Below are 23276 nucleotides of genomic sequence, written 5' to 3' on the forward strand. Positions count from 1 at the left end.
AGGGCTGGGGAGAGGTATGATTCCCCTTCTCGGAGGGGCTAGGGGTGGGTTAACACTTTTGCTGATGACATCCATCCCCAACGATGAAACTTACACTTCAACATCAGTCATTACAGGCTCCCCTCCTTAAACTAGTGAGAACGGGAGTTCGAAACTAGCGAGCGTAGCTCTGAGGGGCCACGGGTAGTTAGATTTACAGCTACGCCACCAGCTCCTTCTTTTTCTTCCCTATCAATCCCTGAAGTATAAAACCGAACACAATTACGGCTATGCAACCGATCACGTTGAACCACAGGAAGGCGATATCGGTGAAGTAGTGGCAGTAGAGCACTATAACCTCGGCTAGCAGGGCCGCGAAGAACACCGCATTTCCCTTGATACGCTTAAAGTAAAAGGCCACCAGGAAAATACCCAGAATGGTGCCGTAGAAGATCGAACCGATGATATTTACGGCCTGTATCAGGTTATCAAGTAACGAGGCGTAGGTTGCAAAAAGTATGGCAATGAGGCCCCAGGCCAGCGTAAAGAGCCGCGATGCGTTCAGGTAATGTGTCGGGTTGCCGTCTTGCTTTACGGAGCGTTTGTAGATGTCCACCACAGTGGTGGAGGCGAGCGCGTTCAGCTCCGAGGCTGTGGACGACATGGCGGCAGAAAAGATTACGGCCAGCAAAAGCCCCACCAGGCCAGCAGGCAGGTACTTCATTATAAAAGAGATGAAAACATAGTCGGTATCTCTGGTTTCAGCATCGGGAACGGCTTTTTTGATAACGCTTTTTACCTGCTCGCGCACTTCTTTACCGGCCGCAGTATGGCTGTTTACCTCTGCCTGAGCGGCAGTAATGGCAGTTTCATCTTCAGTCTTAAGGGCTGTTACCAGGCCTTGCATTGCCTCCTGCTTCTGCTCGAAAATGTCGTTATACTTTGTCTCCAGGCCACGCAGCTCCTCGGCATGCACGGTGGCGTATACTTTGCTCTTGGCGGCCTCGTTGAAGAACACCGGCGGCGGGTTGAACTGGTAAAACACGAACACCATCACCCCGATGAACAGGATCAGGAACTGCATCGGTATCTTAAGCAAACCGTTGAACAACAGCCCCAAACGGCTCTCGCCAATGGACTTGCCACCCAGGTAACGCGCCACCTGGCTCTGGTCGGTGCCAAAGTATGAGAGGGCGAGGAACAGGCCTCCTGTCATCCCGGACCAGAAATTATAGCGATCGTTCCAGTCGAAGGAAAAGTCCACCACGTTCATTTTGCCCATTTTGCCGGCTACAGCCACGGCATCGCCTAAGCCCACATTGGCAGGCAAATAACTCACCACCATTACCCCGGCGATGATCATGCCGCCCATCATCACGGCCATCTGCTGCTTTTGGGTTACACTTACGGCCTTTGTGCCCCCTGACATCGTGTAAATGATCACCAGCACGCCAATAATAAGGTTGGTAACCGTCAGGCTCCAGCCCAGCATGGTGGATAGTATAATGGCCGGGGCATAGATTGTTATGCCTGCCGCCAGACCCCGCTGCACCAAAAACAGGAAGGCCGCCAGAGAGCGTGTTTTCAGGTCGAAGCGGTTCTCCAGGAACTCGTAGGCCGTGTATACATTGAGGCGGTAGAAAATGGGAATAACCGTGATGGAGATGATGACCATCGCGATCGGGAGGCCGAAGTAGAACTGCACAAAGCGCATGCCGTCCTCATAGGCCTGGCCGGGCGTGGAGAGAAAGGTGATGGCGCTGGCCTGGGTCGCCATGATGGACAACCCGATAGTCCACCACTTCATGCTGTTATCGCCCTTCAGGTAGCCTTCAATGTCTTTGCTGCCGCGTGTTTTCCAGACGCCATAGCTCACGATAAAGCCCAGCGTGCCCAGCAGCACGATCCAGTCGAGTGGCCTCATTATTGGTAAATTTTTGTGATGATGTAGAACAGGATAATCAGAAAAGCCAGGTTGCCCAGCACCAGCCAGTACATGCCGGCCCAGCGCTTAAAGAAAGGTGGCTTATGGATGCCAGGCTCTTCGTCAACAGGGTGTGTGTCATTCATGATTTTAACGTATATCTTAGCACGTATCAGGCATCACGATTTTATATCAAACACAGGCAAAGTCGTGCCATTCATTATGTTATACCTGATAATCAACAGTTTATTTTATACTTGATTCGGCTGCGTTGCCGGAGCCATTGCTTCTGCCCAGCGAGATCAGGTTAGTAAACAGGCGATAGGCGCCCGGCACACCGGCTGGCAATTCTCTGAAAAAAGAGTACCCCGTGTAGATATAGTGCCCCTCACCATACTTTGCCACTAGCAAACCTCCATCGCGGGCAGGCTCGTCCGGGTCGTTGGATGAAAGTATGGCCGTGTACTCCTTACTCCACTCGTTCGGAAAGTATAAGCCCCGCTCCTGCACCCATCCTTCAAAATCTTTTTTAGAGATCTTATTTGGCGAGTTCAGTACCGGGTGGTTCGGGGCGAGCAGGCGCACGTCGGCATCCTCCACGGTTACGCGGTCGCGGCTGAGGCTGAGCGGGTATGGCCCCACCTCCGGCAGCACTAGGCTGTGGTTGGTATTGTACTGCACAATCAGGTTGCCGCCCTGCTTCACGTAGTCCAGCAGCACAGGCTGGTAGAAGCGTATGCGATCCACAGTGTTGTAAGCGCGCACCCCAAGTATAACCGCATCAAACTGCTTCAGGAAGCTCAGGCGCATATCGCCGTCTTTCAGCAGCGTCACATCATACCCTATCTGCTGCAGGCTGGACGGGATGTCGTCGCCAGCGCCCATCAGGTAGGCCACCTGCTCGCCGCGCTTCTGTAAATCCAGTTTCACGATTTTGGCCGTAGCCTCCGGAAACGTAGCCTGCGCCGGAATATGGTTATAGTTAATCTCGTTCAAACCAAGCGTGTACGCTTTCCCCTCTACCACCGCGACAGCCTTTAGCTGCGCCTCCTGCTGCTTTTTAGGCGGGTACACCATAAAGTTTATACTTTGCTCGGCTCCCTTGGCAACCAGATCGAACGGTACCGCAGTAGGCTCGGCCCGCCAGCCTTTCGGCAGATCCAGCTTCAGCTGTCCTTTTATACTTTCCTTGCCCGCTTTTACCAGCACCTGCACCTGCTTTGGCTCCCCGTTAGCAAACATAAACACCTGTTCCCGCAGGTTCACGAATACGGGCGGGGTCACCACGAACGGGCGGTATACTTCGCCCTCTACTGCGTCGGTGCGCTTGTAAACCACTGGAACCGTTAGCCGCAGCGGCTCGCCGGCCACCTCCAAACTAAATATAGCCTGTGCGGCCGGCGCATTCTCCGGCCGGCCCACCTCTTGCTGCTCCTTGATAGCAAACATGCCCAGGGTGCCAGTTTCGCGCAGCCAGTACGGTTGCGAGTAAGCCATACTTTGTGGCAGCGTCTTGCTGGTGCCATACTTCAGCGGCTCATTATTTTTTAGTTTCATGTGGACCGTGGTGTCGGAAGAGGCGAAGCTATACTTTATACTTTGCATCGTCACCGGAACCTCAGATCGGTTAATGGCCTCCACCTGCAGCCTTACGGGCTGCCCGGGCGCAGCGGCGAAGTCGTTGGCGATCACCTCCAGGTATAGGCCCATGGCATGCTGAATTACATCCTGCAGTTCCTCCAGCTTTATGCGCTTCCAGTAGCTGTCCGGTAGTTTCGCCAGCTCTTTTCTGGCCTGTATCAACGTTGGCACCACGGCGGCAGGGTCTGCAGGTTTATAAGTATCAATGGCTTTCTGGATAAGCTGCTGTACCTTATCGCCTCCTTTTACGCGGGCCCAGGTCGTGTTCACACCTTCGAACAGCTCCTGCTGCGCCTTCTCCCCTGCCGTATGCTGCAGGTACTCTATACTTGCGCCCCGGCTGCCACTTGCCCCGAAGCCCTGGCTCTTGTGCATGCTGCGGCTCTCCGCCGCGATCTCTCCGTAAGACTTTCCCAATAAAGGGTTGTAGCCGCCCACATCTATCTTCAGCAGCTCCTTGCCATACTTCTCAAACTCCTCCTGGCTCTTAAACGACCACACGCCCGTGTTCCAGAGCAAACGCTTGGGCTGCCACACTTCCACGTACTTTAGCTGTTCCGGAAAGCGTTTCGGGTCCGCGGCGGCCTTAAACGCCTCCTCCGCAAGTATGGCCGAGCCGCTGTGGTGGCCATGGCCGGCACGCTCATCCGGCGGAAAACGCGTGATCATCACATCAGGCCTGAATTTACGGATCGTCCAGACCATATCAGCCAGCACCTGCTCCTTGTCCCAGATGGTAAAGGTCTCTTTGGAGTCTTTGGAATACCCAAAATCGTTGGCGCGGGTAAAAAACTGGTGTCCCCCATCGGTGCGGCGGGCCTGCAGCAGTTCCTGCGTACGTATGATGCCCAGTTCCTCCCTGATCTCCGGCCCGATCAGGTTCTGTCCGCCGTCGCCACGGGTAACGGCCAGGTAACCGGTATTGTAAAGCTCCTCTTTAGAGAGGTAGGCGATGAGGCGGGTGTTTTCATCATCGGGGTGAGCGGCCACGTAGAGCACGCTGCCTAGCACGTTCAGCTTTTTCAGTTCATGCAGTACCTCTGCGGAAGAAGGTTTCTTCGGCATTTGGGCTTGCAGCAGCTGCAGAGGCACCAGCAGTACGATTACCGATAACAGGGAGCGGAGTAGAGGGTAGCGCATCTTCATTGTATTTGTTCAGCAGCGGGCGAGGCTGCAAAGTTTAGTTGATATGTAAGCTCTGTAAAACTAAACATTTCTGCGGATGTATTGTAACCCGGTCCGGCTCAATCTGACAAAGGGCTCTTATGGCAGAACAAACAGCAGTTCTTTTCTCCCATACTTACAAAACCTGACCGAACGCCCTGGTAAAGAACATGTTCAGCCTCAACAAAAAATCACGAAAAAAGATAGGAATTAAATTAGCAAAGTACTATGTTTGTTTAGTTTCAGCATTTAGCTTTCCATTACCGCTTATTCCGATTACTTTTACAGAACTCCTGCCGGTGCGGCTTCGTAGAAAGTACATTTGCAGGAGTGTTGCATACCTCTACCCATTTTATGTGACAGATAATATGCCCAGCCCAAGAGAAAGCAATATCAACGACTTCGCGTTTGACTACCTGCGCAACCATTACGCTACCCGCTTTGGCGCTAAGCATATTTTGGTAGATAAAGAGGAGCAAACAAGGCAGGGGCATTCCACGCAAGGGCTTTTTTCTTTCAAGATGCAGGACAACGCGTTGTATGTGGCGGTGCTGCACACCGAGCAATCTCCTCTTATTACTAAAACGTTAACCCGCTACAAGAAAAAAGGCCTTAGCAAGTTACGTTATCTCACATCTTTTCTGGTTCTGGTATTGGTTGCGGTGGCAGCCTGGCAACTGGGTTACTTTGCCCTGGGTCTGGCGGCGGCAGTGTTGCTGGCAGCGGTTACGTTTACCCTGCATACGCTGGCCGAGGAGAAACTAAAGATCCGAAAGTTTGCACACCTGCTCGATGAGTTCAGGAAAACACCTGCCGATGAGCAGTGGCTGGGCCTCTCTATCAGCAGCCTTACGTTCCGGAACAACTACCTGGCGAAGCAACTGCTGGCCATGTGCGCGCGCCGGGGCATTGGGGTCATTACGGTAGGGCAACGCGCCAAGGTGGTACTGCAGCAAGAGCCTAAACCTACCACCTGCCGCCGTGGCGATTTCCTGTCGCATTACCAATCCGACGCCCGTATCCGAAAAGCCCTGTTGGGCGACACTGTTCTGCGCGTAGCCTAAGCAGCCTCGGCTTTCTTTTCCTGCAGCCCTTTTGTTCGCCTACACGCAACAATAGGGCTTCTGCATTAGTACACAATCCTACAAGCGCCCACAAATCTTATCCTTAGAAGCTATGACACTCATACTTATCATTATACTTGTGATCGTAATTATCATCGGCGTTATCTGGTTTAACTCTAAAACGCCGAAGCACTAGCGCTCTTTATGCATGTCCCCTTCATACTAACTTTTCTGCAAAAGCTGCGGCACAACAACAGCAAAGTATGGATGGATGAGCATCGGGAGGAGTACCTGCAGGCGAAGGCATACTTTGTGGAAATGGTGGCGTACCAGTTGGCGCAGTTGCAGCAGTTCGATGAAGCGCTGTACGGGGTAAAGGCGCAGGAGTGCATCTTCCGGATCAACAAGAATGATTTCTCAAAAAAGGGAGAGGCTCCGTATAAAGGTCATTTTGGGGCAGGTATCTCCCCCGGTGGCCGGCACTCGGCTTTTGCCAATTATGTGCTGGTGCTGGAGCCCGGGGGCTTGTCGAGGATAGGTGGCGGCATGCGTAAACCCGGCAGCAAGCAGCTGCAACTGATACGCGAGGAGATTGACTATAACCCCGGCCAGCTACGGCAAGTGCTGGAGGAACCTGCGTTCAGCCAGAACTTCGGTAGTTTCAGGGGAGAGAAAACCAGTAATGCCCCCAAGGGCTATGATAAGGCTCACCCAGAACTGGAACTGATAAAGCATAAAGGCTTTCAGGTGCTGCATTATTTCAGTGATGAGGAGGTAAGCCATCCCCAGTTTATAGAACGGCTACCGCCACTGTTTCGGCAGGTTAAGCCGCTCCATGACTTTCTAAACAACGCCATAACAGAACTACAGTGAAACAAGCGACCTACTCCCTCACCAGCCTGCTGCTGCTAACCGTGCTGCTGTTTTCCTGCCGCCAGGAGCCAAAGCGCATGCCCGATACCTTGCCGGATGTTTACGGTTACATAACCGATATTAAGCGCACTTCCCAAAACGGGGAGGTAGTGAAAGCCGTGGTAGCTGTTAAGGCGATAGAAGGTGTATCGGCCAACTACACGGACGCAAGTGTAAAGATAGATAAACACACCCTGATAGAGGATGAAACCGGCGAGCACCTAAAACTGGATCAGCTCCGCGAAGGCCATCAGGTGCAGGCCTGGTTTGATGGTGATGTGCTGATGAAGCAACCGGTGCAAGGCCATGCCAAAGCCATGCGCATAAGCTATTAAGTATGTCCAACACGCCAACCGACAAGTATAACTGGCATAAAGTATATGCCTCCGTAGAAGAAGCCACCCAAACGGTGCCCCTGCGAAAACTACAGAAACTGGAAATAGACGGACGGCAGATATGCTTTGCCCATACCCAGGCCGGCTTCTTTGCCGTGGACGATGCCTGCCCTCATCTCGGCTACTCCCTCAGCCGCGGCACCACCAACTACCTGAACGAGGTGGTTTGCCCCTGGCACAGCTACCGGTTTAACCTTCAAACCGGCTTTGAGTGTGAGTACCGGTCCCGAAATGCCAAAACGCACCCGGTAGAGGTCCGTGAGGACGGAATTTACATTGGTATTATCAATAATTAGATTTTAATTATACTAATTAAAAATATACCAATACAACCCTAGACTTTAATTTAAGAAAGACGTAAAAAGATGCTTGTTGGGGGGTAACATTTAGGTGCCTTGCCGCACTTTAGGATTTATTTTAACTTCATGAAGGCATCACCTTACGCAGCAGATTATGAAGCAGAAATAGCTGTCTGGCCAAAACCAATACAGCTGACGCACCCTAACGGTGACGTGTATTTAACACTGCAACTGCACCCAGGCTATATTGAGGCGAAATGGTACGGACATATCACAGCCAGCGATGTGGTAACGGCATCCAAAGTATACCTTGCCCTGCTGCAGACTTACCCATGCCCGGATAAGCTGCTCAACGATAAAACGAATGTAACCGGCGACTGGTCAGAGGCTAACGACTGGCTTGAGTTTGAGTGGCTGCCGCAGGTGATCCATGCCGGCCTCCGCTGTTTAAGCCACATATACTCCAGCAACATGTTCAGCCGACTTTCAGCCCGCGATCTGTACTTGCGGGTAACCCCGCGCCTGCAGATGCAGAACTTTAACGACCGGAACGAAGGCCTGTACTGGCTGCTAACCAGCCTGCCCCCACAGTTGGAGCAAAGCGCGTAGCCGCAGGCAGCCCTGCGGTTGCCTTAGAAATTGGCAACCGCAACTGGAGCCTCTGCAGTAATCTCCACTGTATCTAGCATGACATCCATTACAGGCTCTTCCAATACTTCAGGAGCATCGCGGAGAACCAGAACTTCTTTAGGTTGTGGCACTTGGTAAGTTTCCTGAACAGCGAAACCAAATCCGAACATTGAGGCGGCGATAAGAACTAAGATTTTCATAGTAGTAAGATTTAAATTGTTTAACTTCATTTTGTTATTGCAAACTTACTCTATAGTACTATGCAATGCAAAGTACTGTTACATGTATTACTACCTATTTATACCAAGTGGCACTATTTATCCGTGAACGGTAATAAAAACAAGACAAACAGGATTTAATTTTTTCTGCCTTTTAATGGCTTTTAGCAGTAGAAACATCCTCCACGAAAAACCCCTGTATTTTCAAGCTGATAGGTATTTCAGTTGAACAACAAAGGCTGAAAAAGGCTTACCTTTGTCGCTGAATTATACTTATGCAGAACATTACCGAGCTTATTAAAGAGGAGAAAGAGCGCAGCGGCAGCACCTTTAAGCGCGAAATCACCTTATTTGATGCCATCATGATCGTGACAGGCGGCATGATTGGCTCCGGCATCTTCATCGTTACCGCCGACATCTCCCGCGCAGTTGTCAGCCCCGGCTATATGCTGCTGGTGTGGCTCATTTCCGGCTTCCTGACCATGGTGGGTGCCGTCAGTTATGGCGAATTGTCGTCTATGTTTCCGAATGTAGGCGGGCAGTATGTGTACCTGAAAGAGGCATACAATAAAATGGTGGCCTTCCTCTATGGCTGGACACTCTTCCTGGTGATACAGACGGGCGTGATTGCCGCCGTGGGCGTGGCTTTTGCGCGTTTTACCGGCGTGCTCATCCCATGGTTCAGCGAGGAGAATGTACTGCTGCGGCTGGCCGGGCTGGAGTTTACCTCAGTGCAGTTGCTGGCCATCATCTCAATTATCTTCCTTACCTATGTTAACTCCAAAGGCGTAAAAAGCGGCAAACTGATCCAGAACATCTTTGGCAGCACCAAACTTATCGCGCTGTTCGGACTTATACTTTTCGGGTTACTTTTCGGCGTAAACGACACGGCTGTTGAAGCCAATTTCTCTGATTTCTGGGGCGCCAGCGGATCGGCCGCAGCCGTGCCCACAGCTATGGCCCTGGTATCGGCGCTGGGTATTGCCATGGTGGGCGCTCTCTTCTCCGCCGACTCCTGGAACAACATTGGTTTCTCGGGCGATGAGATCGTGAACCCCAAACGCACCATTGTGCTGAGCATGGTCATAGGCTCCGCCATTGTAATGGTGATCTACCTGCTGATGAACATGGTTTACCTGCTGGTGCTGCCAATGCACGGTTCTCCGGATGCCGCCACCGTTGTAGGCCAGGGCATTACCTATGCCAGCAACGACCGTGTGGCCGCCGCTGTAGCAGACGTGATCGGAGGTTACCAGGCCACTGTGGCTATTGCCATACTTATTATGGTATCCACCTTCAGCTGTAACAACGGGGCTATACTTTCGGGGGCGCGGGTATACTATGCCATCGCCAGAGATGGCTTGTTTTTTGGGAGGATGGGGCGCCTGAACAAAAACGGGGTGCCGGCCGCGGCCCTTTGGCTACAGTGCATCTGGGCCTGTCTCCTTTGCCTCTCCGGCACCTTCAACGACCTGCTGGACTACGTGGTTTTCGCTGTGATGCTGTTCTATATCCTGACCATAGTCGGCATTTTCGTGCTGCGCAAAAAGCGCCCCAACCTGCCGCGCCCATACAAAGCCTTTGGCTATCCGGTACTGCCAGCCCTGTACGTGCTGCTTTCCTCAGCAATTTGCATCATCCTGCTTATAGACAAACCGAAGTTCACCTGGCCCGGCCTGATCATCGTGGCGTTGGGTATCCCGGTATTCTACCTTTTTGGCAATAGGTTCAGGCGAGCTAAGGAATAGATAGCCTGTTGCTTGAAAAACTGGAGCGCCCGCGGCAACCGTTGCGGGCGCTTTTTTTTGATCTTTTTTGCCTCTACTTAGCTGTAAAAGTATATTCTAAAACGCTCACCTGCTGCTCACGTAGTACACAAGGTATTGCACGCAAATGAGACATCTATGAGCAAAAAAGAAGCTATTCCACCCGGCTGGAGCTACAACCCGGCCTCCTGGGGCCAGCGCCTACCCATCGTAATTGCGGCCATGGTGGGTTTCGCTATTGCCGCCTACATGGCCCTGTTTCAGTTTAAAGTGATCGATACCGTTTGGGAACCTTTCTTTGGCGACGGAAGCCGTAAGATCCTGACCTCCAAAACCTCGCAGATACTTCCTATTCCGGATGCTGCCCTGGGTGCCCTTGGTTACCTGGTGGATGCCCTGGCCGGCGTGATCGGGGGGGTACGCAGATGGCGCACCATGCCCTGGATAGTGATCGCCTTTGGTTTGGCAGTTGGCCCGCTTGGCTTTGTAAGTGTGCTGCTTGTGGTTCTGCAACCGGTGCTGTACGACTCCTGGTGCACCCTCTGCCTCAGCACAGCGCTTATTTCGGTGGTGATGATCGGCCCAGCTATGGATGAAATGCTGGCTAGCCTGCAGTACATGAAGCGCGTAAAAGATGCCAACGTGTCTATGTGGAAGGCCTTTTGGGGATATAAAGAAGTACAAGGTAAAGTTCTGTAAGCTATGTGGGCACAAATCATAAACGCCGTACTTGGCATCTGGCTTATGGCCTCCGCTGCCATACTTGGCTATAGCGATGTAAAAATCATCACGGACAATGAACATATCGTAGGGCCGATTGTGGCCAGCTTTGCCATTATCTCGTGGTGGGAGGCGACGCGCGTGGTGCGCCTCTACAATGTGCTGCCGGGGCTCTGGTTACTGCTGGCCCCCTGGGTGCTGGGCTATGATAATGGGCTGGCTACAACCAACTCCATGGTAGCGGGCGCCCTGATAACAGGCCTGAGTTTTGTAAAAGGCAAGGTAGAAGAGACATACGGCGGCGGCTGGTCAGCCATCTGGAAATCAGACACGCTGCACGCACGGGAAGCGAGAAAACAACCCAGAACGGATTTGGAGGGTTAGAAAATGAAAAAGCATCAGGAGTAGTTCTGATGCTTTTTTATTTTAGCGTACTTCCGTACAGCTTTTGCATCTCTTTTAAGAAAAAAATTAGGCCCCTTTACCTCAAACTTTTTCCCCCTCTCCATCATCCATCTAAAATAAATTTCATTAAAACTTGCACCTGACCTATACTTTTAAAGTATAAATTCATACTTTATACTTCGAATTATCCAAAACCATAGAACTATGAAAACCAGAACAAGACGGATGGTGGTTGCCGCAGGCCTGATGCTTGTGGCGGCTACTGCGCTTATGATTCGTGCCGATATACCTGCAGAGGAGCTGAGGGCAAAGTATAGCCACCCAGCCTCAAAGTATAAAAGTATAGCCGGCGCTAACCTGCACTACCGCGACGAGGGCCAAGGCACCCCGATTGTCCTGCTGCACGGCACCGCTGCTTCGCTGAACACCTGGGATGGCTGGGCTACCGAGTTAAGCAAGAACCACCGGGTGCTGCGCCTCGACCTGCCCGGCTTTGGCCTGACGGGCCGAAATGCTACCGACACCTACTCTATCGATTACTACTCCGATTTGCTGCTGCACTTCCTGGATAGCCTGCAGATAGAGAAAGCCCATATTGCCGGCAGCTCGCTGGGCGGGCAGATCGCCTATGATTTTGCCGCCACACACCCGGAGCGGGTGCAGAAACTGATCCTGGTATCGCCGACGGGGGTTACCAATGCCAACGACAAAAGTATCTCCATGCCGTTTCTGATGGCCCAAACACCCCTGCTCAAGCTCTCCCTGAAGTATATCACACCTAGATTTATAGTGGAGAACAGCCTGCGCGAAGTGTACGGAGACGACAGCAAACTGACAGACCAGGCCATCAGTCTTAGCCATGACATGCTGCTGCGCGAGGGCAACCGCGAGGCCTTTATCGCCCGCATGAACACACAGGACACCAATAACCTGCACAAGCTGGCACAGGTGCAGGCGCCCACGCTCATACTTTGGGGCGAGGCAGATGCCTGGGTTCCAGCCACTAATGCCCGCAGGTTTCAGCAAAGTATAAAAGGCGCTCAGCTAATAACCTACCCCGGTGCCGGGCACATCCCCATGGAGGAGCTGCCTCAGGAGACGGTGCAGGATGCCCTGCAGTTCCTGGGCTATGAACTGGCCCGTTTAGAGTAAGAACAAGTATAAATCATAGTTTATACTTACTGCGCTACCCCTTCTCCCCAAAAACATCTATCTTTCTCATCGTACAATTATACCATGAGCAAAGCATACTTTATAAGTGGGTTGGGAGCCGATTGGCGCATGTTTCAGTACCTGAAGCTGCCTGACTACATTTCGCAGCAGAACGTGGAGTGGGTAGAGCCCCGGCACATTGATGAGCCCCTGCACGAGTATGTCCATCGCCTTTTAGACCAGATCTCCGAACCTGACCCGATTCTGGTGGGGATGTCGTATGGAGGGTTGGTGGCCATTGAGCTGAGTAAGATCCTGAAGCCGCGCAAAACCATCCTGATCTCCAGTTTGGCCACGCACCATGCATTGCCTTTTATCTACCGTAAAATAGGTAAAACACACCTGCACCGCTGGATGCCGCTGAAACTGATGCAAAGCGTTTACCCGCTGGCGCCGCTCTTTTTTGGGGCTCATACCCCGCAGGAGAAAGGATTGTTGAAAGGAGCCATCCTACACATTAACGAGAAAGTGCTGCGCTGGTCGCTGGGGCAGCTGCTGGTGTGGCCGCAGGAGGAAGTGCTGCCGGGGCTGGTGCAGATCCACGGCACCCAAGACCGTATCCTCCCCCTACACGACCGCCCCGATATCATAAAAGTGAAGAACGGCGGGCACTTGATGGTGCTGCACCAAGCCGACGAAATAAGTGCTATCTTGAGCAAGATTTTAGAAGAGACATGGATAAAAGCAGATACATCGTTACCACCACCAACGGAGAGCAGGTAGAGCTTACACAGGCCCAGATCCTCCGCAGCAACAACCTCTACCCCTTCGGGCAGCACAACTACGCCATCTACGAAACCCCTGAGGGTGTTTTTGTAAAGGCCCTGAACAACGGCGAGCGCGAGATAATGCTGACGCACTATGAGGTGATAGACGAGGCCAGCGCCCGTAGTTACGACCATCCATACTTCCGTACAGACGATTAGCCTATGCAACTGAGTTTTTGGGAACAGGAAACATACTTTAACAACATCGATGTACTGATCATCGGCAGTGGTATTGTAGGCCTGAACGCGGCCCTGCACCTGAAAAAGCAGCAGCCGAAACTGAAGGTGCTGGTAGCCGAGCGCGGCCTGCTGCCAACGGGTGCCAGTTCCAAAAATGCCGGGTTCGCCTGCTTCGGCAGCCCCTCTGAACTTCTTGACGACCTGCAGCATCATTCAGAGGAGGAGGTTTTCGGGCTGGTGGAGCGCCGCTGGAAAGGCCTGCAGCGCCTGCGCCAGAACCTCGGCGACGCCACCATAGACTACCACCGATGGGGCGGCTATGAGCTGTTTGAGCCACAACAGCAGGAGCTGTACGAGGCTTGCCTGGAGCAGCTGCCTTACCTGAACAAGCAGCTCCACAGTGTAATTGGTGAACCCCAGGTTTTCCAGTCCGCAGACGATAAAATAAGCCCATTTGGGTTTCAAGGCGTACAACACCTGCTCCTGAGTACCGCCGAAGGGCAGATCGACACAGGTAAAATGATCCTGGCGCTCACGCAGAAAGTACAGGCGATGGGTGTGCTGGTGCTGAACGGGCTGGAGGTACAGGCACTGCAGGAGAACACGCAGGATGTTGTTGCGGTTACAGCACAGGGCCTCTACATAAAAGCAAGGAACGTATTGGTCGCCACCAACGGCTTCGCCCAGACACTACTGCCCACGCTGCAGGTACAGCCTGCCCGTGCGCAGGTGCTCATCACCAAACCCATTGAGAACCTTAAGTTTAAAGGCACCTTCCACTACGACAAAGGCTATTACTACTTCCGCAACATTGGTAGCCGAGTACTTTTTGGTGGCGGCCGCAACCTGGCTTTTGAGCAGGAAACCACCACCGAACTGGGGCTGACGGAGCTGATACAGCATAAACTGGAGGACCTGCTACGCGAGGTTATACTTCCGGACACACCTTTTGAGGTAGAGCACCGCTGGAGCGGCATTATGGGCCTGGGGAGTGGCAATACTAAAACCACCCTGGTGCATCGGATTACAGATAGGGTTAGCTGTGCCGTAAGGCTAGGCGGAATGGGAGTTGCTATAGGCTCGCTGGTTGGGGAAGAGGGTGCTGAACTGGTGCTGGGGCAGGTGTAAAAGGTACTCTGCAAAATAAGAAAAGGCAAACCGTGTGCTGAACAGTTTGCCTTTTTACATGCTGTGTCTGGTGTGCCTTAAGCTGTAACCCATTTGGCGTTAGTTTGGTGAGACATCGGGTGTACAAAACGCTTTTGCGCTTCCTGCTCAGCCCTATAGAAGGCATTATACTCCTCCTCCCCTAGTTCTTCGCGAAGTGCTATATGAAATAGCGCCATTTCCGGGTAAATTTTATACTGCTCCTGGCGCTCCTGTGGGCTGCTTCTGTTAAAGTCATAGAAACTTCTCATAATTACTTTTACTGATTTAAGTATTTGGTTTGTAACTGATTAAACAACCATAACATACTCTTAACCTATACTTAAAGTTTTTAACTTTTTCCCCGGAAGCTCTGCTTTCGCCCTAGTTGCAGGCTTTTAACTAAGTAATGCGGTATATCTACTTAAATTTTAGAGGCTACTCCCTTATAAGTTGCTTAAATCCTGTTGCACCGGAATCTTTTCGGCAGCCTTATTGAGCTGCTACTGAACTTGTTATAATAAATATTTTTAAAGTACATATATCATACTCTAACCACTTAAACAACAAGCCCGGCCAAAATGGCCGGGCTTGTTGTTTGTGTCCTCAGGTTTAAATTGCTTTTACTGCTTCAGCCCCAGCACTTCTGTACCTTGTTCAAATACAATATCTACTGGTATGTTAGCTTCAGACAGGCGGTCCAGGTCTGCCTGCAGCTGTGCGCTGATCTGGCCCTGCTCATTCAGAAGTGAACCCACGCCGGCATAGTCGCCATTGCCCTGCAGCGTCAGGATCTTCTCAGAAAGTTTGTTCATGGCCTCACGCATCTTCTCATAGTTTACGCGGTACTTTCCGGTTTCCTCATCGCGCTCAAAAGCACCGTTATCCTTAAAGAAGTTGAAGCGCACCATGTTGGCTTTACCATGTGCACTGGCCGCACCAAAACGCACTGAACGGAATATACCCGCCAGGAAGGTAGTATAGTACTCCTTCAGATCACCCTCTACTTCGCCCTTCTCGTGCAGCTGCGTGATCATGTACAAGCCAAGAATGTCGGCCTTGCCCTCTTCCAAAGCAGAAGCATGCTCCTTCAGCGCCTCACGTACTGTGCCTTTGTTATTGATGGTATTTTTGATGCCCAGGCCGTGCGCCACCTCATGGAACATGGTATTGGCAAAGAAGGCATCGAACGTAACAAACTGCTGCTGGTCCTCCACGATCAGCTCATCAGCAATCGGCTCCATAATCTTATCGAATTTGGCCTGCATGGCATTCTTGAGTTGAAGGCGGCGTGTACCTTTCTTCAGCTGCACCTCCTCGTCGTTCGGCAGGTTTATGGCAATGGTCTTGCTCCCTGCGTTGCTATCGCCGGCATAGTATACCACGTCGTAGGCGTTCAGGTCAGAGTCGGTGCCCGGGGTCTCGGTTTTATACTTGGCCGGTACCGGCAGGCCGCGCTGCAGCTCAGGCAGGAAGGCTGCATACTTCGACAGGCGATCGCTCCACTCCAAATCCTTTACCAGTACGTAGGCCTCATGGGCAGCCTTGTAGCCAAACAGTTTGTCCTCATACGTCTCGATAGGCCCGATCACAATGTCCAGCTTGTTGTCCTTCATGTCCATCCATGCCAGGTCCGATGGCTGGTAGTTGTCGGTCAGCATGGCCTCGGCGCGCAGGGTCAGGTACTTTTTAAGTCCAGCGTCTTCGGCCAGGCCAGCGGCTTGCTTCAGCAGCTCGGCCACACGCTGCACCTCCTCCTTAAACTGCACATGGTAAGGCACCGTAATTAGCTTACCATTTTCATCGCGGCGCAGGAACGTATACTGGCTGGCTTTATCCTTTAGTTCGGCCTGCTCAAACTCCTCCTTGGTTATATCGGTTGGGTAGAAGTTAGCCCCTTCAGGCTTTGGTCCTACACCAGGTATAAACGGCTCGTTGTTGTTCAAACGATCCCAGGGACCGTAGTTGATCCGGGTATACTTTTTAGCAGACTCGCTGTCCAGGGTTGCCAGCAGGGAGTCGCTTTTGCCGTAGGCTTCGTACCAAAACAGCTTGTTCATAATATCAGAAGCCTCAATCAGGAGCGGGATCATTTTTCTCTCGTTCTCGCTCAGGTGGCTCAGGTCAGCTGTCAGGCGTACCGAAGTGTAGGTATCTAGCTTTTGTTGCAGTTCGTCTGTGGCAACGGCTTCCGTGGCGGCTTCCGTACCTTCCGTAGTACTACTGCTACAGCCAAAGGTAGCCGCAGCCATAGCCGAGGCAAAAAGTATATGGCGTGGTTTCATGGGTTTAGTTTAAGATTAGTTCTGATGATGAAGATAGCAGTTTTTGCGGTTATGGCAAAAAAAGGGGGTTAGAGTGGGTTCAGGGGGAATAGAGTTTATACTTTATAACCGCTGCTTCCTTCTAACTGAAGCAGGCTGTCCCCCCTCTGGCGCAAGTATTTATACTTGTATCCTTTTATGATGGTGAATTTGTAACGCAACTCGCTTGAATAGCCATACCTTAAACTTTGGCTATTCTCTTACACCTGCCTCTCCCGCTGTTCCGGATATCCCTGTCCGGAACCTCTCTGCCGCGGATTTCCTAGTCCGCGTACTTGTACTTTCATAGCCGCTGCTTTCATTGGCTTGACACAAGCTATCCTTACTAGCCACTGCTGATCCTCAGTCTTACATACCTATCGTTTCACCTCTGGCTTTGGCACCCTCAAGGCCGGGAGGCCTCGTCTTCCCGCATCGCGCTGGGAGCTTTTCCTGCCCTCGTGCCTCGGGCTGCCTTCGCTCTCGCTCGGCACCGGAAAAACTCCAAAGGCGCTCTTTATACGAGGGCCCCTACCCCCACGGAAAGACTGGGATCAGTTCGATAGCCTAAGCTGATGCAACATGAACCGGACTCCCTCTCCTGTTTTGGGGGTAGGGGCCCTCGAGAAAAGGAGAGGGCTGGGGAGAGGTATGATTCCCCTCCTCAGAGGGGTTAGGGGTGGGTTAACACTTTTGCTAATAAAAACCCTTGCTATGCAATTTATACTTTAACATCAGTAACTACAGGCTCCCCGCCTTAGTCAAGGAGGGGCAGGGGTGGTTGGCCCCGGTGCAGCAGGGTCTTTTTAATCCCTAAAAACAAAAAGGGAAGCAACCGCGGCCGCTCCCCTCTTCAGAAGTATAAGTAAGTATAAATTCAACAGTTAAAACAGGCCGAATAGCTTGCCTTGGATCTTCTCGATGATGGTGCCCAGGTCTTCCGGGTTGGCCACGAAATCCATGTTGTTCACGTCTATCACCAGCAGCTTGCCCAGGTCGTAGTTGCTCATCCAGGTATTGTAATGATCGTTCAGGTTGCGTAGGTAATTGATGCTGATGCTGCTCTCATAGTCGCGGTTACGCTTCTCGATCTGCCCGATCAGCTTCGGAAGGTCCGCTTTCAGGTAAATCATCAGGTCCGGGGCTTTTACCATGCTGATCATGGATTGGAACAGGGCATGATAGTTCTCATAATCGCGTGCGCTCATAAGCCCTGACTGGTGCAGGTTTTTAGCAAAAATGTGGGCGTCCTCGTAAATGGTGCGGTCCTGTATCACACTTTTGTTCGTAGCTTGTATCTGCTGTACCTGGTTAAAGCGGCTGTTCAGGAAAAAAACCTGCAGATGGAAAGCCCAGCGCTCCATGTCCTCATAAAAATCTTTCAGGTATGGATTATTATCCACAGCCTCCAGGTATAAATCCCAGTTAAAGTGTTGGGCCAGCTTTGTTGCCAGCGTGGTTTTGCCGGCGCCAATATTGCCAACTATCGCGATATGCATGGTAATCTGTTACTTTTAATATCTAAGGGTTACAAAAGTAACAGATTTTAACGCAGTGTTATCTACAAGTTCCCCACGAGGTTATCAACATAAGCAAAAAACTATATTTATCACCCTTGGGTTAAGTTAAAGGCCTGGATGAGAAATAAAGGAAAGCCCCACGTTCAGGTTAATATAACACGTTGCCTGGGTAGCAGAAGTCTTGAGCATAGAAGTGTTGCGCTGCCACTCCAGTTTACTTCTTAAGTTTACTTCTTAGTTTTTAGATTCGTCACAACATACTTGCCTACCTGCCTGCCCTCTTCCGCTCCATTTATAATGGCTGGCATAAAGTGAATGCCACCGTACAGGCGACTGATGGCGGCTTCCTCCGCAGCTTCCTCAAAAGAGTTGAATGACCGTACCGGCAGCCCATAAGCTACCTCTGTGGAGTCTTCATACTGAAAGGAAGGGCCATACAGGTCTGTTAACACCACCGCCGCGGCATTCGATATTACGCTATGCCCACTGGGGTACTCCGGGAACGGGGGAGTTTGCAGCAGCGGCACCCATTTATCATCTACCAGCGTGTTGATAACCGTTTCCGGGCGAATTTGGTCACTTCTATACTTCTCGTCCCAACAACTGATAAAGCCATCTGCCAGCGAAACAGATACTCTTGTGTATGCCTCCAGGGTTTCCATCATGTCGGCCTTGGCTTTGCGCGTGGCAATGCCCGTTATGCCCAGCCAATGCCCCCCAGGGGTGATCTTCTTGGTCGCGTACATTACGTGGCCGGTAGTGTGCATCACAAAGGGATTACAGTCCCAGAAGCTTGCAATTTGCTTTTGCTCCTCCGTAAGCTTTACTGTCGTCTCATAAACAGTCATCATCTCCTTATAGAAGTCGCTGTCCTTGTCCGTACTGAAAACAGCTGGCCTTACGGGCGCAAACTGGCTGCAGGAATCAATCACAAAGGGGCGTATCTTGTGCCAGAAAGGCTCCACAGCATCCATATAAGCAGGGGGAGTTGGCACCCAATGCCCGGGAGCCTGCGATACCGTATGCCTGTACCCTCTGGTTTGCTTATACCCGTCCTCGGAGGCATAGGCAAGTATACTTTTAGCAGCCAGTTGGCCATACCTGATAGAGCGGTCAAACACATCGTCAGGCACTCCCATGTTTCTGTATTTGTCATAAAGCTGCGCTTCATAATCATCAAACATATCAGAAGAGAACGTGAGGCTTCGGCTTACAGTAAGGTAGGCATTTAAGCTGGCCAGCGGAAAGCAGTAGGCAGAATCAGGGACAGGTTTCGGGATGCCTTTAAAGCCGTTCAGCTGCCCCTCCAAAGATTGGTACGCAGGGTAATCATGCACCAGCACCTCATAAGCGGCAATCTGGGGATAAGCGTATACCCTGCTGGCTACCGGCGGGGAAAAAATATCGTGGGTGATGACATCGGTAAGCTTCTTTACGGACTGGTGCAAAAACTCAGGGTCAGCAGCCGCTTGCTTGTAGTCTACTGCCTTATTCTGGCAGCCTGCCCCTACTCCCAACAAAAGAAAAAATATGCCGACAAATACGTAATGCTGTCTCATGCCTTTGGATGCTTTGTGTAAATTAAATTAAAGTAAAACAGCTGTTTAAAGCAACATTTATACTTTGCAGGTTTCTTTAGCGGGGCTTTCCCAAAGCTATGGGTGCCGCAGGTGCCTGGTGTAGCTTTTTAAGAACCTGAACAGGCAGCTTGTTGCGGGCCACCAGCAGAAACTCCCCTCCGGAAGTTTTCAGCTTTTTAATGTCACGCACCTCCCCTGCCAGCAAAAACCTGCTTTCGGCCGGAGGTATGGCCGCGAAGCCCCCTTTGCCGTCGCCTGCCAACAGCACACCATAGCTGGCATCATACCTGCCCTGGTAAGTACTGACGCCATGCAGGTTGCCGCCCGCTAAAATATCAAGGTTGCCATCCTGGTTCACATCCTCTACATGAAATGCAAACACTTTAGACATTTGTGCCTGCCGCGGCAGAATATGCTTCTTAAACGCGCCTTTCCCCAGGTTCTCCAGGTAAACAGACTCAAAGGTATTCACCTCCAGTAACCGGGCATCCTCTAACTCCCCGTCATCAAAAATCTCCTCTACCGTTTTACCAGCATAGCCTTTATAGTCCGTGAACTTCCTGTTTATAAGCGGAAGCTGCTTCCCCAGTTCATCTCTCGTGGCTACGGGGTACCAGTTTTCATGCGCCTTGTAAGCCAGGATATGGTCTATACTTTCGTTATGGTCAATATCCTTAACATACATCCTTAAAGCAGTGTCTTCTTTCTTTCTGAACTTCGTGTTAGTGCCGAGGTTGCCAAGTACCAGGTCTACATCACCGTCCTTATCAAAGTCAGCTGCCTTCACGGTCTGCCAAAACCCGACTAACTGGCTCAGCACATTGCTCTCGGTAACTTTAACCAAGCGGTTGTCCTTGTTCTCAAACAAGGTTACCGGCATCCAGTCCCCTACTACAACAAGGTCGGCATCCCCATCCTTATCATAGTCAAACCAGGTACCATCTGTCACCATGCCGGTTTTGCGCAATTCCGGAGCCAGTTGGTCTGTCTTGTCAGAGAACCTGCCTTTGCCATCGTTTATGAGCAGGTAAGAGTCTGGGGAGTTTCCGTACTGATAACCGAGTACCCTGCCGCCTACAAACAGGTCCAGGTCCCCATCCTTGTCGAAGTCAAAAGGCCGTACGCAGCTTTTATTGTCATACATTGGGGGCAGACCGTTACTCCTGGTAAACTTTCCGTTGCCATCGTTCAGGTAAAGCCTGTCAAACTGCTCCTTCATCTGCCCGTAGAATTCGTTTCCACCGCTCACCACATAGAGGTCCGGGTGCTGGTCGTTGTTTGCGTCGAAGAAGATCGCGTCCACATCTTCGTAAACAGAATCAGCCTTAAAGAGCGACTCGTTGGAGGAAGTGAAACTGCCGTCTGCCTGCTGCAGAAAAAGGCTTCCGGCCTGCCACTTGGCCCCTCCCACGTAAAAATCATCCAGCCCATCACCGTTCACATCAGCAACAGCCAGCTTTGGCCCCTCCGTAGATGTCTGGAAAGGAATCAGGCTTTCTCTGTAGAAGTCCAGGTAGTTGTTCTCCTGATGCGTGAAGTTAAGGGCAAAGGATGCCGTTGCGTCTTCGTAAAGCGGTTTATACTTTGGTGTAAAGTTGCTGTAGTATACGCTCGCCTCCTGCCGGGCCGCTGCCTCCTCCAGCACCAGCGTGGTGTTTGCCTTCACGTTGGCCTTCAGCTCAACCTGCTGGTTTCCCCAGATTACTATCAGAGTATCTATACTTGTCTCTTTGCCTATGCCAAAATTTAAGGCAGGCTCTACCGATGACATAAACCCTCTGGCAGGCATCAGCTGCTGCACCTGCACGTTTCCGTTGCTTTTCAGCAACACCTTGGCCCCGTAGCCAAAGGTGTTCAGCTTATCGCCCTTCAATTTAACTTTGATGAAGTTGTTGCCGCTAAGCTCACTTCCTTTGTTTTTGTAGATGCCGGCAGGCTGGTTGATGTTATTCGTAATCAGCTCCAGGTGTCCGTCATTGTCCAAGTCAGCGTACACGGCCCCGTTTGATACGGTTGGCTCAGCAAAGCCCCAGGCAAGGGACTTATCCTCGAAGCGCAGCCTCTCCGTGCCTTTGTACAGGTAGTTATGCACTTTTCCGTCAGGCATCATCGCGATAGCTTTCTGATCCAGGGTCTTCGAGATTTGAGGGGCGTAGTGCATGGAGTCCATGGAGGCGAACTTGATGTAGTCCATGTTGTTCGGCCTCCGGACAATGCCGTTTGAGATGAAGATGTCTTTTATGCCATCGTTGTCGTAGTCGGCCAGCAAGGTGCTCCAACTCCAGTCGGTAGCGGCAACACCGGCCATCAGGCCAATGTCTGAGAACTTCTCGCCGGAGTGGCTAAGCTGCAGACAGTTACGGCTATACTGGTTAAAGTAGCCGAACTGGAGCTTGTACAGGAAAATATCCATCGGATCTTCCCCCATCGACGTTTTCTCCACCAGTTCATCCTCCGGGTACATGTCCAGGGTCATCAGGTCTGGGTAGCCATCATTGTTCATGTCTGCGGCGTCGCAGCCCATCGAGAACCGGCTAAGATGCTGAAAATGCTCTTTCACACTCTCTGAAAAAGTACCGTCGCCGTTATTCAGATAATAGTAGTCGTCTTCATGAAAATCATTGGACACGTAAATATCATCCCAGCCATCGTTGTTCATGTCTGCTACCACCACCCCTAAGCCGTAGCCCATTGCCGCGCCATAGATGCCAGCCTTGTCGCTTACGTTTTTAAACTTGGTGGCCTTGCCTGCAGGGGCCTCGCCACTAGATGAGATAAGCTGATTCTCGAAAAGTATATCCCCAGCCTCGTTGCTGCGCAGGTTTCGGGCGCTCACGCGGTCATAGCTCCGGGAAGTATGCACGGCATGGTTTAGCAGGTACACATCCAGGTCGCCATCTCGGTCATAGTCAAAAAAGGCGGCTTGGGTAGAGAAGCCTGTAAAATCGAGGCCATAGGCTGCGGATTCCTCTGTGAAGCGTACCTTGCCGTCTGCCCCTACACCGTTGTTGATGTACAGCTCGTTCGCTCCCTCCAGCCCTTTGTAGTCGCTCACGGCGCTTACATAGATGTCCAGCAGGCCATCGCCGTTCACATCAGCCATGGAAACACCTGTTTGCCAGTCTGAGAAGCCTTCCACACCGGCTTCCTCCGAGATGTCCTCAAACGTAAAACCACCTTTGTTCAGGTACAGCTTGTTCTTGCCCTGGTTCGATACAAAGTATAAATCAACCAAACCATCGTTGTTTACGTCGCCGGCGGCTACCCCACCACCATTGTAAAAGTATAGGTAACTCAGGATGTTCAGTTTATCCGTGTCCTGAACATTGTTTATAAAGGTTACCTGCGTTTGGGCAGCGTCTAAGGCCTCAAAAAGGGCATGCTCCGCCATGGCTGCCTTGCTCTGGCAACCAGAAAAAGACAGGGCCGCGGCCACCCCGCCAGCAAGTAC

General features: G+C 51.6%; 21 protein-coding genes. 12 read left to right on the forward strand and 9 right to left on the reverse strand.

The genetic code is table 11. The features are described from left to right. Positions 1-199: 199 nt before the first annotated feature. From OO017_RS08785 to OO017_RS08795, 3 genes are all read right to left on the reverse strand, one after another. Positions 200-1903, reverse strand: coding sequence for a sodium:solute symporter family protein (locus OO017_RS08785; RefSeq protein WP_266052105.1), 1704 nt, complete (start codon positions 1901-1903; stop codon positions 200-202). After that, positions 1903-2049, reverse strand: coding sequence for a hypothetical protein (locus OO017_RS08790; RefSeq protein ID WP_266052106.1), 147 nt, complete (start codon positions 2047-2049; stop codon positions 1903-1905). The genes OO017_RS08785 and OO017_RS08790 overlap by 1 nt, the downstream gene beginning before the upstream one ends. Positions 2050-2149: 100 nt before the next feature. Next, a complete protein-coding gene (locus tag OO017_RS08795; protein WP_266052107.1) occupies positions 2150-4684 on the reverse strand; it encodes a PIG-L deacetylase family protein in 2535 nt (844 codons plus the stop codon). 392 nt (positions 4685-5076) lie between these two features. Here OO017_RS08795 and OO017_RS08800 point away from each other — a divergent pair, with 392 nt between their 5' ends. From OO017_RS08800 to OO017_RS08820, 5 genes are all read left to right on the forward strand, one after another. Continuing rightward, entirely contained in the window at positions 5077-5772 is a 696-nt protein-coding gene (locus OO017_RS08800; protein ID WP_266052108.1) for a hypothetical protein, read from the forward strand. A 204-nt stretch (positions 5773-5976) separates the two neighbouring features. Continuing rightward, positions 5977-6645 (forward strand): DUF2461 domain-containing protein, encoded by a 669-nt coding sequence (locus tag OO017_RS08805; RefSeq protein ID WP_266052109.1) that lies wholly within the window; start codon positions 5977-5979, stop codon positions 6643-6645. Continuing rightward, the gene (locus OO017_RS08810) at positions 6642-7019 is read left to right on the forward strand and encodes a DUF3221 domain-containing protein (RefSeq protein ID WP_266052110.1); all 378 of its coding nucleotides are present in this window, start codon (positions 6642-6644) and stop codon (positions 7017-7019) included. The genes OO017_RS08805 and OO017_RS08810 overlap by 4 nt, the downstream gene beginning before the upstream one ends. Before the next feature lie 2 nt (positions 7020-7021). Continuing rightward, positions 7022-7375, forward strand: coding sequence for a Rieske (2Fe-2S) protein (locus OO017_RS08815; RefSeq protein WP_266052111.1), 354 nt, complete (start codon positions 7022-7024; stop codon positions 7373-7375). A gap of 129 nt (positions 7376-7504) precedes the next feature. Next, on the forward strand, positions 7505-7987 hold the full coding sequence (locus tag OO017_RS08820) for a hypothetical protein (protein ID WP_266052112.1): 483 nt from the start codon (positions 7505-7507) through the stop codon (positions 7985-7987). 23 nt (positions 7988-8010) lie between these two features. Here OO017_RS08820 and OO017_RS08825 read toward each other — a convergent pair whose 3' ends face one another. Continuing rightward, a complete protein-coding gene (locus tag OO017_RS08825) occupies positions 8011-8208 on the reverse strand; it encodes a hypothetical protein (protein ID WP_266052113.1) in 198 nt (65 codons plus the stop codon). Positions 8209-8501: 293 nt separating this feature from the next. On the opposite strand from OO017_RS08825, the gene OO017_RS08830 reads away from it, so the two are divergent. From OO017_RS08830 to OO017_RS08860, 7 genes are all read left to right on the forward strand, one after another. Further along, positions 8502-9974, forward strand: a complete 1473-nt coding sequence (locus OO017_RS08830; protein ID WP_266052114.1) for an APC family permease — start codon at positions 8502-8504, stop codon at positions 9972-9974. A 156-nt stretch (positions 9975-10130) separates the two neighbouring features. Continuing rightward, positions 10131-10691: a vitamin K epoxide reductase family protein gene (locus OO017_RS08835; RefSeq protein ID WP_266052115.1), complete on the forward strand. Its 561-nt coding sequence runs from the start codon at positions 10131-10133 to the stop codon at positions 10689-10691. Positions 10692-10694: 3 nt separating this feature from the next. Further along, positions 10695-11096, forward strand: coding sequence for an SPW repeat domain-containing protein (locus tag OO017_RS08840; protein ID WP_266052116.1), 402 nt, complete (start codon positions 10695-10697; stop codon positions 11094-11096). 225 nt (positions 11097-11321) lie between these two features. Beyond that, complete coding sequence (locus tag OO017_RS08845; protein WP_266052117.1) at positions 11322-12269, forward strand: alpha/beta fold hydrolase; 948 nt, start codon at positions 11322-11324, stop codon at positions 12267-12269. Positions 12270-12353: 84 nt separating this feature from the next. Further along, positions 12354-13052: an alpha/beta hydrolase gene (locus tag OO017_RS08850; protein ID WP_266052118.1), complete on the forward strand. Its 699-nt coding sequence runs from the start codon at positions 12354-12356 to the stop codon at positions 13050-13052. Continuing rightward, positions 13004-13255 carry a hypothetical protein gene (locus OO017_RS08855; RefSeq protein WP_266052119.1) on the forward strand — a complete coding sequence of 84 codons (252 nt, stop codon included), beginning with the start codon at positions 13004-13006 and terminating at the stop codon, positions 13253-13255. The genes OO017_RS08850 and OO017_RS08855 overlap by 49 nt, the downstream gene beginning before the upstream one ends. A gap of 3 nt (positions 13256-13258) precedes the next feature. Next, positions 13259-14404: an NAD(P)/FAD-dependent oxidoreductase gene (locus OO017_RS08860; RefSeq protein ID WP_266052120.1), complete on the forward strand. Its 1146-nt coding sequence runs from the start codon at positions 13259-13261 to the stop codon at positions 14402-14404. Positions 14405-14481: 77 nt separating this feature from the next. Here OO017_RS08860 and OO017_RS08865 read toward each other — a convergent pair whose 3' ends face one another. The 5 genes from OO017_RS08865 to OO017_RS08885 all read right to left on the reverse strand — a co-directional run bounded on the left by OO017_RS08865 (position 14482) and on the right by OO017_RS08885 (position 23216). Beyond that, positions 14482-14694: a hypothetical protein gene (locus OO017_RS08865; RefSeq protein ID WP_266052121.1), complete on the reverse strand. Its 213-nt coding sequence runs from the start codon at positions 14692-14694 to the stop codon at positions 14482-14484. 351 nt (positions 14695-15045) lie between these two features. Next, a complete protein-coding gene (locus tag OO017_RS08870) occupies positions 15046-16707 on the reverse strand; it encodes a DUF8614 domain-containing protein (protein WP_266052122.1) in 1662 nt (553 codons plus the stop codon). A 902-nt stretch (positions 16708-17609) separates the two neighbouring features. Then, positions 17610-18224: a deoxynucleoside kinase gene (locus OO017_RS08875; protein WP_266052123.1), complete on the reverse strand. Its 615-nt coding sequence runs from the start codon at positions 18222-18224 to the stop codon at positions 17610-17612. Between the two features lie 248 nt (positions 18225-18472). Continuing rightward, positions 18473-19804: a vanadium-dependent haloperoxidase gene (locus tag OO017_RS08880; RefSeq protein ID WP_266052124.1), complete on the reverse strand. Its 1332-nt coding sequence runs from the start codon at positions 19802-19804 to the stop codon at positions 18473-18475. A gap of 76 nt (positions 19805-19880) precedes the next feature. Continuing rightward, on the reverse strand, positions 19881-23216 hold the full coding sequence (locus tag OO017_RS08885; protein WP_439651302.1) for a VCBS repeat-containing protein: 3336 nt from the start codon (positions 23214-23216) through the stop codon (positions 19881-19883). Positions 23217-23276 lie beyond the last annotated feature (60 nt).

This window comes from Pontibacter anaerobius (assembly GCF_026241195.1).
Classification (GTDB): Bacteria; Bacteroidota; Bacteroidia; order Cytophagales; family Hymenobacteraceae; genus Pontibacter; species Pontibacter anaerobius.

What these genes read in the sequence shown, in the direction of transcription:
- OO017_RS08785 (WP_266052105.1), bottom strand. Translation starts at nt 1,903, where the DNA reads ATGAGGCCACTCGACTGGATCGTGCTGCTGGGCACGCTGGGCTTTATC.
- OO017_RS08870 (WP_266052122.1), bottom strand. Translation starts at nt 16,707, where the DNA reads ATGAAACCACGCCATATACTTTTTGCCTCGGCTATGGCTGCGGCTACC.
- OO017_RS08885 (WP_439651302.1), bottom strand. Translation starts at nt 23,216, where the DNA reads ATGGCGGAGCATGCCCTTTTTGAGGCCTTAGACGCTGCCCAAACGCAG.
- OO017_RS08865 (WP_266052121.1), bottom strand. Translation starts at nt 14,694, where the DNA reads ATGAGAAGTTTCTATGACTTTAACAGAAGCAGCCCACAGGAGCGCCAG.
- OO017_RS08800 (WP_266052108.1), top strand. Translation starts at nt 5,077, where the DNA reads ATGCCCAGCCCAAGAGAAAGCAATATCAACGACTTCGCGTTTGACTAC.
- OO017_RS08880 (WP_266052124.1), bottom strand. Translation starts at nt 19,804, where the DNA reads ATGAGACAGCATTACGTATTTGTCGGCATATTTTTTCTTTTGTTGGGA.
- OO017_RS08790 (WP_266052106.1), bottom strand. Translation starts at nt 2,049, where the DNA reads ATGAATGACACACACCCTGTTGACGAAGAGCCTGGCATCCATAAGCCA.
- OO017_RS08875 (WP_266052123.1), bottom strand. Translation starts at nt 18,224, where the DNA reads ATGCATATCGCGATAGTTGGCAATATTGGCGCCGGCAAAACCACGCTG.
- OO017_RS08855 (WP_266052119.1), top strand. Translation starts at nt 13,004, where the DNA reads ATGGATAAAAGCAGATACATCGTTACCACCACCAACGGAGAGCAGGTA.
- OO017_RS08830 (WP_266052114.1), top strand. Translation starts at nt 8,502, where the DNA reads ATGCAGAACATTACCGAGCTTATTAAAGAGGAGAAAGAGCGCAGCGGC.
- OO017_RS08840 (WP_266052116.1), top strand. Translation starts at nt 10,695, where the DNA reads ATGTGGGCACAAATCATAAACGCCGTACTTGGCATCTGGCTTATGGCC.
- OO017_RS08850 (WP_266052118.1), top strand. Translation starts at nt 12,354, where the DNA reads ATGAGCAAAGCATACTTTATAAGTGGGTTGGGAGCCGATTGGCGCATG.
- OO017_RS08820 (WP_266052112.1), top strand. Translation starts at nt 7,505, where the DNA reads ATGAAGGCATCACCTTACGCAGCAGATTATGAAGCAGAAATAGCTGTC.
- OO017_RS08860 (WP_266052120.1), top strand. Translation starts at nt 13,259, where the DNA reads ATGCAACTGAGTTTTTGGGAACAGGAAACATACTTTAACAACATCGAT.
- OO017_RS08805 (WP_266052109.1), top strand. Translation starts at nt 5,977, where the DNA reads ATGCATGTCCCCTTCATACTAACTTTTCTGCAAAAGCTGCGGCACAAC.
- OO017_RS08795 (WP_266052107.1), bottom strand. Translation starts at nt 4,684, where the DNA reads ATGCGCTACCCTCTACTCCGCTCCCTGTTATCGGTAATCGTACTGCTG.
- OO017_RS08815 (WP_266052111.1), top strand. Translation starts at nt 7,022, where the DNA reads ATGTCCAACACGCCAACCGACAAGTATAACTGGCATAAAGTATATGCC.
- OO017_RS08835 (WP_266052115.1), top strand. Translation starts at nt 10,131, where the DNA reads ATGAGCAAAAAAGAAGCTATTCCACCCGGCTGGAGCTACAACCCGGCC.
- OO017_RS08845 (WP_266052117.1), top strand. Translation starts at nt 11,322, where the DNA reads ATGAAAACCAGAACAAGACGGATGGTGGTTGCCGCAGGCCTGATGCTT.
- OO017_RS08825 (WP_266052113.1), bottom strand. Translation starts at nt 8,208, where the DNA reads ATGAAAATCTTAGTTCTTATCGCCGCCTCAATGTTCGGATTTGGTTTC.